This window comes from Saccharothrix deserti (assembly GCF_009769385.1).
GTDB lineage: Bacteria > Actinomycetota > Actinomycetes > Mycobacteriales > Pseudonocardiaceae > Actinosynnema > Actinosynnema deserti.
Genome location: NZ_VKAB01000030.1, coordinates 1 through 12,799, shown reverse-complemented (window position 1 = coordinate 12,799; position 12,799 = coordinate 1). Strand labels below are relative to the sequence as shown.

Here is a 12,799-nt window from a genome sequence, read left to right as displayed (position 1 = left end):
GGTTTGCGGGCAATTCTTCGAGGGCTGTCGCGTCCCGGGCTATTCCCGGCAACGCGCCGTTGTTTCTCCCCGGGCACACACACGGACGTACGTGGAGACGGTGAAAGCATGAGCAGTGAGCGGATCGCAATCGTCGGCATCGGCCTGCGCTACCCCGATGCCGGCTCCACCGGAGAACTGTGGGAGAACGTGTTGGCCGGTCGCCGGGCTTTCCGCCGGCTGCCCGACGAGCGGATGAACCACGCCGACTACTACTCACCCGATCCGGAAGCGCCGGACCGCTTCTACGCGACGAAAGCGGCCGTGCTGCGCGACTTCGAGTTCGACCGGGTGAAGTACCGCGTCGCGGGCAGCACCTACCGGTCCACCGACCTCACGCACTGGCTGGCGTTGGACGTCGTCGCGCACGCCCTGGCCGACGCGGGCTTCCCCCGGGGTGACGGCCTGCCCAGGCGGTCCACCGGCGTGGTGCTGGGCAACAGCCTCACCGGCGAGTTCTCCCGCGCGAACATCATGCGGCTGCGCTGGCCCTACGTGCGGCGCACGGTCGCCGCCGCGCTGAGCGCCAAGGGCTGGCCCGACGACGAGATGGCGGGCTTCCTGGGCGAGCTCGAAGTGCAGTACAAGGCGCCGTTCCCGGCGATCGACGAGGACTCGCTCGCGGGCGGCCTGGCCAACACCATCGCGGGCCGCATCTGCAACTACTTCGACCTCGGCGGCGGCGGTTACACGGTGGACGGCGCCTGCTCGTCGTCGCTGCTCTCCGTCGCCACGGCGGCGAAGTCCTTGGTCGAAGGCGACATGGACGTCGCGGTCGCGGGCGGCGTGGACCTGTCCATCGACCCGTTCGAGGTCATCGGCTTCGCCAAGACCGGGGCGCTGGCCACCGGCGAGATGAAGGTCTACGACCGCGACTCCAACGGCTTCTGGCCCGGCGAGGGCGCGGGCGCGCTGGTGCTGATGCGCGAGCAGGACGCGCTGGAGCGCGGCGCCCGCGTCTACGCCACGATCACCGGCTGGGGCGTCTCCTCCGACGGCAAGGGCGGTATCACGCGGCCGGAGGCGGACGGCCACAAGCTCGCGCTCACCCGCGCCTACCAGCGGGCGGGCTACGGCCTGGAATCCGTGTCCTACTTCGAGGGCCACGGCACCGGCACCGCGCTGGGCGACGCGACCGAGATCGAGGCGCTGTCCTCGGCCCGCCGCACCGCCGACCCGAACGCCCGGCCTGCCGCGCTGGGCACGGTCAAGGGCAACATCGGGCACACCAAGGCAGCGGCGGGCGTCGCCGGGTTGATCAAGGCGGCGCTCGCCGTGCACCACCAGGTGATCCCACCGGGCACCGGGCACCACGACCCGCACCCGAAGCTGACCGCCGACGACGCGGTGATGTACGTGCCGAGCGAGGCGGAGCTGTGGCCGGCCGACCAGCCGGTGCGCGCCGGGGTCTCGGCGATGGGCTTCGGCGGCATCAACACGCACATCGCGATCGAGCAGGCGCCGGACGCGAGCCGCCGCGACGAGTTGGACGACCGGACCCGCACGCTGGTCGCGGGCCGCCAGGACGTCGAGCTGCTGGTGTTCGACGCGCCCGACCTCCGGCAGCTGCGCGAGCGGCTGGACGAGACCGTCGCGCTGCTGCCCAAGCTGGCCTTCGCGGAGCTGGCCGATCTGGCGGGCGTGCTCGCCGGCGGGCTGTCCGGCGGCCTGGTGCGCGCGGCCGTGGTGGCCCGCAACCCCGAGGACGCCGTGCGCAAGCTGACCCGGCTGCTGGGTTTGCTCGACGCCGGTGGGATGAGCGTCTTCGACTCCGCCGACGGCATCTTCCTGGACCACCGCCCGGACCGGCCCCGGGTGGCGTTCCTGTTCCCCGGCCAGGGTTCCGGGCGTGGCGCGGTCGGCGCGGTCCGCCGCCGGTTCCCGGTCGCCGAGGAGGTGTTCCGCCGCGCGGGCCTGCCGATCGGCGGCGACCAGGTGGCCACCGAGGTCGCCCAGCCGCGCATCGTGGCCGGTTCGCTGGCCGCGCTGGCCGTGCTGCGGGAGCTGGGCATCGAGGCCGACACCGCGACCGGGCACAGCCTCGGCGAGCTGACCGCCGTGCACTGGGGCGGCGCGTTGAACGCCGACCTGGTGCTGTCGCTGGCCGCCGAACGCGGCCGGGTGATGGCATCGGCGAGCCGGGGCGGCGGCGCGATGGCCGGACTGGCCACCGGTCCGGAGCGCGCGCTGGAGCTGGCCGCGGGCGAGGACGTGGTGATCGCCGGCTACAACGGCCCGACGCAGACCGTGCTGTCCGGTCCCGCGGAGGCGATCGACCGGGTGTGCGCGGCGGCCCGTGCCCAGGACGTGCACGCCACCCGCATCAACGTCTCGCACGCGTTCCACTCGCCGCTGGTCGAGCCCGCCGCCGTGGCGATGGAGGAGCGGCTGGTCGACTTCGACTTCGGCCGGCTGATCCGCCCGGTCGTGTCGACCGTGACGGGCGAGGTGCTGGCCGCGGGCGTGGACCTGCGCGCGTTGCTGCGCGACCAGGTGCTGGAGCCGGTGCGCTTCCACGAGGCGGCGGCCAAGGCCGCGGCGGTCACCGACCTGGTGGTCGAGGTCGGCCCCGGCCGGGTGCTGGCCGGGCTGCTGGCCGAGATCGCGCCCGACAAGCCCGCGCTGTCCCTGGACACCGACAACGCCTCGCTCGGCCCGCTGCTCACCGTCGTCGCCGCGGCCTACGCGCTGGGCGCGCCGGTGCGGGTGGACGCCCTGTTCACCGACCGGGTGCTGCGGGAGCTGCCGCTCGACGGCGCCATGACGTTCCTCTCGAGCCCTTGTGAGACGGCACCCGCCATCGACGCCGACCTCACGGCGTCCGACGGCGCGAGCCGCCCGTCGTGGCCCCCCCGGGCACCCCCCGCCCCCCCGGGGGCCCCCCGGGGGGGCCGCCCGGGGGCGCCCGCCGGGGAACCCCAGGCCCCGGCGGGCGACGACGGGGAGTCCACCCTGGAGCTGCTGCGCCGGTTGGCCGCCCAGCGCGTGGAGCTGCCGCTCGACGCGATCAGCGCGTCCACCCACCCGTTGGACGACCTGCACCTGAGCTCCATCACGGTGGGGCAGCTCGTCAACGAGGTCACCCGCACGCTCGGCCGGCCCGCGCTGGAGTCCACGCCGAACTTCGCCACCGTCCGGCTGGGTGAGCTGGCCGAGCTGATCGACGAGCTGGCCGGGACCGCGCACGACCAGGAGCGTCCCGGCGGCGAGGCGCCCGGTGTCGCGCCGTGGGTGCGGCCGTTCCAGGTCGAGCACGTGGCCCGCCCGCTCGCCGACCGGCCGGTCCCGACCGGGCAGGGCACGTGGACCGTGTTCGCCCCGGACGGGCACCCGCTGGCGTCGCCGCTGCGCACCGCGCTGGCCGCGGTCGGCGACGGTGTGCTGCTGCTCCTGCCGCCGGAGGGCGGTGACGCGCACGTGGGCCGGTTCCTGGAGGCCGCACGGGCCGTGCTCACCGCACCGCCGGGCACCCGGTTCGCCGTGGTGCAGCACCGGTACGGCGCCGCGGGCCTGGCCCGCACCCTGCACCTGGAGGCACCGCACGTGCCGGTGACCGTGGTCGACCTCGCCCCCGGACAGACCGGCTCCGACGACGACGCGGTGGCGCGGGTCGTCGCCGAGGTCGCCGCCACCAACGGGTTCAGCCAGGTGCGCTACGACGAGGCGGGCGTGCGCACCGTGCCGGTGCTGAGCGTGGCCCCCGGCCGGGCGCGGGACGCGGGGTCGACCCTCGACACACCGTTGACCTCGTCGGACGTGCTGCTGGTCACCGGTGGCGGCAAGGGCATCACCGCCGAGTGCGCGATCGCGATGGCCGCGGACTCCGGCGCGGCCTTGGCGCTGGTCGGCCGGGCCGACCCCGCGCGGGACGACGAGCTGGCCGCGAACCTGGCTCGGATGACGGCCGCCGGTGTCCGGTACCGCTACCAGCGGGCCGACGTCACGTCCGGCGAGCAGATCGCGGCGGCCGTGGCGGCGTTCCGGGAAGAGCTGGGTGAGATCACCGCGGTCCTGCACGGTGCGGGTCGCAACGAGCCGAAGGCGTTGACCGGACTGTCCGAAGAGGACTTCAAGCTCACGCTCGCGCCCAAGGTGGACGGCCTGCGGGCGGTGCTGGACGCGATCGACCTCGAGCGGGTCGAGCTGCTGGTCACGTTCGGCAGCATCATCGGCCGGGCCGGTCTGCGCGGTGAGGCGCACTACGCCACCGCGAACGACTGGCTGACCGAGCTGACCCTGGACTTCGGCCGCCGACACCCGCGGACGCGGGTGCTGGCGCTGGAGTGGTCGGTGTGGTCCGGCGCGGGCATGGGGGAGCGGCTGGGTGTGGTCGAGGCGCTGATGCGCGACGGCATCACCCCGATCTCCACCGAGCAGGGCATCGCCGTGCTGCGCGAGGTGCTGGCCGACCCGTCGGCCGGGCCGGTGCTGGTGGTGTCCGGCCGGGCGGCCGGTCTGCCGACGCTGGAAATGGCCCGCGACGAACTGCCGCTCGCCCGGTTCCTGGACCGCGTCCTGGTGCACTACCCCGGGGTGGAGCTGGTCACCGAGGCGGACCTGTCCGCGGGCAACGACCCGTACCTGGGCGACCACCTGCTCGAAGGCGACCTGCTGTTCCCCGCCGTGATCGGCATGGAGGCGATGACCCAGGTGGCGTCCGCGCTCACCAGGCGCTCCGCGCCGCCGCTGCTGGAGGACGTGGAGTTCCTGCGGCCCGTGGTGGTGCGCCCCGACGGCGCGCTGGTCGTGCGGATCGCCGCGCTCGCCACCGACGAGGACACGGTCGACGTCGTGATCCGGGCCGAGGACACCGGGTTCAGCGCCGACCACTTCCGGGCGAGGCTGCGGTTCCCGCGTCCGGCGATCGCGGGCGCCGACGTGCCGGGCGGAGCCGTGCTGCCGCTGGTCCCGGTCGACCCGGTGACCGAGCTGTACGGCGGGGTGTTGTTCCAGGGCAAGAGGTTCCAGCGGTTGCAGGGCTACCGGCGGGCCAGTGCCCGCCACGCGGTCGCCGAGGTCGCCACGACCTCCGTGGCGACCTGGTTCGCCCCGTTCCTGCCGCAGGAGCGGCTGCTGGCCGACCCCGGCACGCGGGACGTGATGATGCACGCGATCCAGTGCTGCGTCCCGGACGCGACCCTGCTGCCGCAGCGCGTGGACAGGCTCCACCTGGCCGACCCGGTCGACCAGGCCACCGAGTACGTGGTGCTCGACGCGCGGGAGCGGTCGCAGGACGGCGACAGCTACACCTACGACCTCGACGTGCGCGACCCGGCGGGCAGGCTGGTCGAGCGCTGGGAGGGCCTGGTGCTGCGCGCGGTCCGCAAGCGCGACGGCGCGGGGCCGTGGACGCCGACCGTGCTCGGCTCCTACCTGGAGCGCTCGCTGGAGCGGGTGCTCGGCGGCGGGCGCGCGGTCGTGGTCGAACCCGACCCGACCGACCGGATCTCCGACCGGCGCACGCAGACCGCGCTGGCGTTGAGCCGGGCCCTGTACCGGCCGGCCGAGGTGCGTTACCGGCCGGACGGCAAGCCCGAGGTCGACGGCGCGCTGATGTCCGCCTCGCACGGCGCGGAGCTGACGCTGGTCGTCGCGGACGAGAGCGGGCCCGGCGGGAAGCTCGGCTGCGACGTCGAGTACGCCGTGCCGCGCGCCGAGGAGGACTGGGCCGGGCTGCTCGGCGCGGACCTGCTGGCCGTGCGGGACCTGCTGTCGAGCGAGGCGGGGGAGACCGCCGCCGTCGCCGGTACCAGGGTGTGGGGCGCGCTGGAGTGCCTGCGCAAGACCGGCTCCACCAGCCAGGCGCTGACCGTCGACCGGGTCCACCCGGACGGCTGGGCGGTGTTGTCGACCGGCGACGCCAAGGTCGCCACCTGGGTCACCACCGTCAACGACCGGACGGCGCCCGTGGTGTTCGCGGTGCTCGTGGGAGAGGAAAGCTGACATGCAGGGGTACTACGAGATCCGCCACGTCGTCGGGTTCGAGGAGACCAACCTCGTCGGGAACGTGTACTACGTGAACTACCTGCGCTGGCAGGGCAGGTGCCGGGAGATGTTCCTCAAGGAGAAGGCGCCCGCCGTGCTCGCGGAGGTGCGCGGGGACCTGAAGCTGTTCACCCTCAAGGTCGAGTGCGAGTTCTTCGCCGAGATCACCGCCTTCGACGAGCTGTCGGTCCGGATGCGCCTGGAAGAGCTGACCCAGACGCAGATCCAGTTCACCTTCGACTACGTGAAGGTGACCGACGGCCAGCAGCTGCTGATCGCCCGCGGCAGGCAGCGGATCGCGTGCATGCGCGGCCCGAACACCGAGACGGTCCCCGCGCGGGTGCCGGAGGAGCTGAGGCGGGCACTGGAGCCCTATGCCGCGACGGCGGTGCTCGCTCGCGCCGGACTGGGGGCATGACGTGTACGAGCCCGTGACAGACCCGGTGCTGCCCATGGCGGAGACCTCGTTGCGCGACGCGATGTCCCGGTTCGCCACCGGGATCACCGTGCTCACGGTCGGCGGTGAGCAGACGCACGGCATGACGGCCAACGCGTTCAGCTCGGTGTCCCTGGACCCGCCGCTGGTGCTGTGCTGCGTCTCCCGCACGGCGGTCATGCACGACGCGATCACCAACACCAAGCGGTTCGCGGTGTCCATCATGGGCGCCGAGCAGGAGCCGACGGCGCGCTACTTCGCCGACCGCCGCCGTCCGCGCGGTGCGGCGCAGTTCGAGGCGGTCGACTGGCTGCCGGGACCGCGCACCGGCGCGCCGCTGCTGTCGGGCGCGCTGGCCTGGGTGGAGTGCGAGCTGACCCAGTGGTACGAAGGCGGTGACCACTCGATCTTCCTCGGCCAGGTGCTGAGTTGCAGCCGGAGCGAGGGCACGCGGGCGCTGCTGTTCTACGGCAGCCAGTTCCACCAGGTCGACACGCGCTGAGGAAGGAGTGAGGATGCTGGTCACCGTCACCGGCGGCACCGGGTTCGTCGGCGCGCACACCATCGCGGAGTTGGTGCGCGCCGGTCACCGGGCTCGGCTGCTGGTCCGCGATCCGGCCGGGGTGGACACGGCGCTGCGCCCGTTGGAGGTGTCCGCGGACGCGATCGACGTCGTGGTCGGGGACGTCACCGACGAGCGGGCGGTGGCGGCGGCCGTGCGCGGTGCGGACGCCGTGCTGCACGCCGCCTCGGTGTACTCGTTCGACCGCAGGCAGCGCACGGACATGCGGAGCACCAACGAACGCGGCACCGAAGTCGTGCTGGCCGCCGCACGACGCGCCGGCGCGGGCCCGGTGGTGCACGTGTCCAGCATCGCCGCGCTGTTCTCGCCGGGCGTGCGGGTGATCCGCGAGCAGTCACCGGTGGGGACCACTCGCGAACCGTACGCGGCGACGAAGGCCGCCTCCGAGGCGATCGCCCGGCGGCACCAGCACGAGGGCGCGCCGGTGGTGATCAGCTACCCACCGGCGCTGCTCGGGCCGCACGACCCGAAGATGGGCGACCAGACCGGCCGGCTGCGGGACACGCTGCGCGGGTTGATGCCGATGTGGCCCAGCGGCGGGGTGCAGATCGGGGACGTGCGCGACACCGCGGCCCTGCACGCTGCGCTGATCACCTCGGGGGCCACCGGGTCCCATCCCATTGGGCGCCACTTCGGGCCCGGGCGGTACCTGACCACACCGGAGTACGTGCGGGCGGTGCGGGAGGTGACCGGGCGGGCGCTGCCCGCCGTGTTCCTGCCCGCCGCGGCCATGTCGCCGGTCGGCAGGTTCGTCGACCTGGTGCAGCCGCTGTGGCCGTGGCACATCCCCGCGGCGTACGGCGCGATCGCCACAGTCGGAGCGGCCACCAGGGTGGATCCGGCGGCCAGTACGCACGACCTCAAGCCGCGGCCGTTCGCGGACACCGTCGCGGACACCGTCCGCTGGCTCGGGGAGACCGGCTCGTTGAGCTCCCGGCAGGTGGGGCACCGGTGACCACCTCCGACATCGGGCACGTCAACGGGCACCAGGCGCTGCGGCCGGAGCTGCCGGTCCGGACGATGGACCTGTTGCGCGACCGCAACACCGACCTGCGTGACCGCGCGGTGTCCGACGGCGAAGCCGTGCGACGGCAGCGCGCGTTGGGCAAGCGGACCGCGCGGGAACGGCTGGACCTGCTGCTCGACCCGGGTTCGTTCATCGAGGTCGACCTCTACCGGAGGCACCAGGCGCACGGCCTGAAGGTGTCCGACCACCGGCCGCACACCGATGGTGTGGTGGCCGGATCGGGCACCATCGAGGGCCGCCGGGTCTTCGTCTACGCGCAGGACTTCACCATCTTCGGCGGCTCGTTGGGCCAGGCGCACGCGGCCAAGATCCACAAGGTGATGGACATGGCCCTCGCGACCGGGGCGCCGATCATCGGGCTCAACGACAGCGGCGGCGCACGCATCCAGGAAGGGGTGATGGCGCTCGACGGGTACGGCGGCATCTTCCGCCGCCAGGTCGAGGCGTCCGGGGTCGTGCCGCAGATCAGCGTGGTGCTCGGTCCGTGCGCCGGGGGAGCCGCGTACTCCCCGGCGTTGGCGGACTTCACCTTCATGGTCCGCGGCACGGCGAAGATGTACCTGACCGGTCCGGACGTCGTGGCCGCGGTCAGCGGTGAGCGGGTCAGCCACGAGGACCTCGGCGGCGCTTCCGTCCACGGCGGACTGTCGGGGGTGGCCTCGTTCGTGCACGACGACGAGGAGAGCTGTCTGGAGGACGTCCGCTACCTGGTGTCCTTGTTGCCCGGCAACAACCTCGAGTCACCTCCGGCGCTGGAGCCGTGCGGCGCGACCGAGGACGAGCGGGCCGCGTTCGCGAGCATCGTCCCGGTCGAGCCCAACCAGCCCTACGACATGCGGGTGGTGGTGTCGGAACTCGTGGACGACGGCGAGTTCCTGGAGGTGCACGAGGGTTGGGCGGCCAACGTGGTGTGCGTGCTGGGACGCGTCGACGGCGAAGTGGTGGGCCTCGTCGGCAACCAGCCGATGGTGCTCGCGGGCGTGCTCGACAGCGCCGCGGCCCAGAAGGCCGCCCGGTTCGTGCGGTTCTGCGACGCGTTCGGCATCCCGCTGGTGTCCCTCGTGGACGTGCCGGGCTTCCTGCCCGGCACCGAGCAGGAGCACGGCGGGGTCATCCGGCACGGCGCGAAGCTGCTGTACGCCTATTGCGAGGCGACCGTGCCCCGCATCCAGGTGATCGTGCGCAAGGCGTACGGCGGCGCGTACATCGTCATGGATTCCCGCTCGATCGGCACCGACCTGTCGTTGGCGTGGCCCACCAACGAGATCGCCGTCATGGGTGCCGAGGGCGCGGTGAACGTCATCTTCCGCAAGGAGTTGGCCGCCGCCGCCGATCCGGAGAACCTGCGGGCCGAGCTGCTGGCGGAGTACTCCGAGCAGCTGGTCCACCCGTACTACGCCGCGGAGCGCGGCCTGGTGGACGACGTCATCGACCCGGCGCACACCCGTGCCGCGGTCGCCCGCGGGCTGGCGATGCTGAAGGACAAGCGCAAGGTGACACCGGCGCGGAAGCACGGCAACGTGCCGCTGTGAGACGTGCCGCTGTGAGGCGGTGCGGGCTCCGCCCTGCCGAGTACGACCTCGTGGGCTGTCCGGCCGTGCCGGACAGCCCACGACGTTCATCCGCGCCCGGCGCCGGGCCGAGCGGACTCAGTGCTGCGGCAGTCTGGTCGCCACTTCGTCGTCCAGTCTTCTCCGGGACTCCGCCACGGACCGCTCCGCCGCGTCCGGGATGTCGCCCGCGCTGACCATGAGAGCCACCAACTGCGCCTCGAACAGCCGGTCGGCGTCGTAGGGCTCCAGCAGGTAGTGGCCCAGCTCCAGGGTCACCAGCCCGTGCGTCGCGACCCACATCCGGTGCGCCACCAACTCCGGGTCGCCGGGGTCGAACCGGTCCACCGCGATGCACCGGGCCGCGCACTGGGCGACGTTGACCAGGGTGTACCGCCCGTGCTGGCGATCGGTGTCGGACAGGGTGAACCCGGCCGGCGAGAAGCCGCCGAACATCACCGCGTACAGGTGGGGGTTGGCCAGCGCGTTGCGCCGGTACGCCCGACCGAGCAGGGCCATGTCCGAGACCGGGTCATCGGTCCACACGACCTTGGTCAGGTGGTCCTGCAGACGGGCGAAGCCCTCGTGCACCATCTCCCGCACCAGGCCGATCATCCCGCCGAAGTGGGTGTACACGGCCATCGTCGACGAGCCCGCCTCCGCGGCGATGCGGCGGGTCGACAGCGCCTGAGGTCCTTCCGCGGCCAGCAGACCGGCCGCGATGTCCACCAGCGCGGCGCGTGTCTTGGGATCCGATCGACGTGGGCTCACCTTGACATTGTTCCATAACGGCGATATAAAACGGGTACCAGAACGGTGTTATGAAACCCTTGGGGGTGCTGGACATGGCCGCACCGGCACAGGAGGTCGTGGAGCCGTTGACCGTCCGCGGTGAACTGCCCGCCGCGCTCGCCGGGGCGTTCGTCCAAGCCCTCCCGCACGGCGTGTCCGGGATCCGGCTCGCTGCCGGCACGGCTCGCTGGTACCGCGGCGAACGGCCGCCCGCACTGGCGCGGGAGAACTGGTCGGACGACGCGACGATGGCCCGCCCGGTGTGCGACGGCGTCTTCTGGCACACCGCCGTGTCGTACCCCGGTCTCGGATGTGCAGAACATCTGACCCTCACTTCGGACGGGGAAGTCGTACGCGTGGAGCCGTTCGTGCTCCACGGGACGCCCATGATGCGGGCGGTCGCACTGACCGACCGGTTCTTCGTCGTCTTCGACTCACCGCCGTACTACAGCCACGCCGCGGCCCTGGTCGGGCTGCGCTCGCCGTACGTGGCCCGTACCGGTCAACCGACCCGTATCGGGCTGCTGCCCCGCGATGGCGTGGGGCAGCCGTGCTGGTTCGAGGTGGGTGGAGGCGAGGTGCTCCAGGCGGTCAACGCCCACGACGGGCTCGGGCGCGTCGTGGTCGACGCGGTGTGGGCGCCCGGCGTGCTGCGCCGCAGCACGATCGACCTGACCACGGGGGAGGTGCGCACGACGAGCCTGTCCGGGATGGACGTCGCCACGGTGGACGACCGGGTGGCGGGACGCCGGCACCGGCACGTGTTCGGCCTGGCAGGCCGAACGGTGGTGCGGCACGACGTGGTGCTGGACCGCGGCTGGACCCACGAACTCCGGCGACCCGCCGGGCAGCCGGTGTTCGCACCGCGTGGTCGACGGGAAGGCGACGGCTGGCTCGTCGTGCTCGCCGGGGACGAGCTGGTGGTGCTCGACGCGGAGGATGTCGCCGGTCCGCCGGTCGCCGTCGTGGTCCTGCCGTTCGAGCCGCCCGTGTCGCGGCGTGCCACCTGGCTCCCCGAACGCCCCTGGACCTGACTCCGCGGACGTCGAGAACGCCGACGCGGCGGGTGGCCCGGCATGGTCATGCCGGGCTCACCAGCACCGAAGGGAACCGATCCCGTCGAGGTGGCGGGCGTGGCCGCCGTCGTCGTGCCGCGGGCGCCGACCGCCCGCGTCGGCGGGCTAGTGCGCGAACTGGTCGGGCCTGCGGCCCTCACCCGCCGGACCCCGGTACGCCTGCGCGATCTCCAGCCAGCGCTCGGCCGACTCGCCGGACGCCGTCACGGCGAGGTCCGCGTGGTGCCGCCGGCGCGTCACCAGCAGGCAGAAGTCCACCGCCGGCCCGCTGATCCGCTGCGTCGCGTCCCCGGGGCCGAAGTCCCACCGCTTGCCGGAGGGCGCGGTGATCTCGAAGCGGAACGGCTCGGCCGGCGGCTCCTCACCGCGAGCCAGGTAACCGAAGTCCTTCGTGCGCACGGCGAACTCCACCAGGAAGCCGAGCCGGTCGTCCCACTCGCGGGTCACCCCGAGCGCGTCGGCGATGTCCTGCCCGTGGCCGAACAGCTCCATCATCCCGGCACTGGCCAGCACCGCGGGCGGCAGCGGGTTGACCAGCCACGGCACGACCTGGTCGGCCGGCACCGCGGCCAGCGCGGTGATCGCCCGGCTCTTCGTCGCCCGCCAGCGCGCGAGCAGCTCGTCCGGTTCGAGCGCGAGGTGTGGGGCCATCGCGGCGTCCACGTTGGCGTTGAAGTCGTCGGACAGGGTGGACAGCATCGCCCGGAACCGGTCACCGTCGGCCGCGGACAGGCCCGCCATGGCGAAAATGGCGGTCAGGTGGGCGATCTGGTGTTTGATCGTCCACCCTTCCGCCGGGGTGGGCAGCGACCACTTGCCCCGGTCGAGGTCGACCACCATCCCGTCCACTTCGTCACCTGTCGCAGTCAGCGCCGAGATCACGTCCATGCGCACCTCCTCCACTCGAAAACGAATAGTCCGGAGCATCGGGCACGGCCGTGACCTCCGGCCGTGACTTTCCGCAACAGTGCCGAATCGAGGATGGCGAAGTGCGGTGCGAAAGTCTTCTCGCCCCGTGCTCTCGCCCGCGCCGCAGCGCCGCCGTGTCGCCGTGTCGCCGCGTCGCCGTGTCGCCGTGTCGCCGCGTCGCCGTGTCGCCGAAGTCCGCACGCGGTGAGAAGCCCGAGGCGGTCGCCAGTGCTTACCGATCTTTTCGTTTCGGGGTGACGGTTGCTCTTGCCGGTGGGTGTATGCCGGTGGGTGTATGCCGGTGGGATGCGGTATTCCGATGGTGGTGGTCTGACCGCGGAGCAACGGGCCCGGCGGGAACGGGTGCGGTTCGAGGCCGCCGAATTGTTCGCCCAGGGGATG

Annotated in this window: 8 protein-coding genes; 6 read left to right on the top strand and 2 right to left on the bottom strand. The window is 72.9% G+C overall.

Translation table 11 applies throughout. The annotated features are described in order from the left end of the window. Positions 1-108 precede the first annotated feature (108 nt). The 5 genes from FM051_RS36085 to FM051_RS36065 all read left to right on the top strand — a co-directional run bounded on the left by FM051_RS36085 (position 109) and on the right by FM051_RS36065 (position 9,602). Positions 109-5,982 carry a type I polyketide synthase gene (locus FM051_RS36085; protein ID WP_158851247.1) on the top strand — a complete coding sequence of 1,958 codons (5,874 nt, stop codon included), beginning with the start codon at positions 109-111 and terminating at the stop codon, positions 5,980-5,982. A gap of 1 nt (position 5,983) precedes the next feature. Beyond that, positions 5,984-6,442 (top strand): acyl-CoA thioesterase, encoded by a 459-nt coding sequence (locus FM051_RS36080; RefSeq protein ID WP_158851245.1) that lies wholly within the window; start codon positions 5,984-5,986, stop codon positions 6,440-6,442. Between the two features lie 34 nt (positions 6,443-6,476). Next, a complete protein-coding gene (locus tag FM051_RS36075) occupies positions 6,477-6,962 on the top strand; it encodes a flavin reductase family protein (protein ID WP_158851446.1) in 486 nt (161 codons plus the stop codon). A gap of 13 nt (positions 6,963-6,975) precedes the next feature. Next, positions 6,976-7,998 (top strand): NAD-dependent epimerase/dehydratase family protein, encoded by a 1,023-nt coding sequence (locus FM051_RS36070; protein WP_158851243.1) that lies wholly within the window; start codon positions 6,976-6,978, stop codon positions 7,996-7,998. Between the two features lie 65 nt (positions 7,999-8,063). Next, positions 8,064-9,602, top strand: coding sequence for an acyl-CoA carboxylase subunit beta (locus FM051_RS36065; RefSeq protein ID WP_158851444.1), 1,539 nt, complete (start codon positions 8,064-8,066; stop codon positions 9,600-9,602). Between the two features lie 117 nt (positions 9,603-9,719). On the opposite strand, the gene FM051_RS36060 is transcribed toward FM051_RS36065, so the two are convergent. Next, positions 9,720-10,391 carry a TetR/AcrR family transcriptional regulator gene (locus tag FM051_RS36060; RefSeq protein WP_158851240.1) on the bottom strand — a complete coding sequence of 224 codons (672 nt, stop codon included), beginning with the start codon at positions 10,389-10,391 and terminating at the stop codon, positions 9,720-9,722. 50 nt (positions 10,392-10,441) lie between these two features. On the opposite strand from FM051_RS36060, the gene FM051_RS36055 reads away from it, so the two are divergent. Further along, complete coding sequence (locus FM051_RS36055; protein ID WP_158851238.1) at positions 10,442-11,446, top strand: carotenoid oxygenase family protein; 1,005 nt, start codon at positions 10,442-10,444, stop codon at positions 11,444-11,446. A 147-nt stretch (positions 11,447-11,593) separates the two neighbouring features. On the opposite strand, the gene FM051_RS36050 is transcribed toward FM051_RS36055, so the two are convergent. Next, positions 11,594-12,376, bottom strand: coding sequence for a TIGR03084 family metal-binding protein (locus FM051_RS36050; protein WP_158851236.1), 783 nt, complete (start codon positions 12,374-12,376; stop codon positions 11,594-11,596). Between the last annotated feature and the right edge of the window lie 423 nt (positions 12,377-12,799).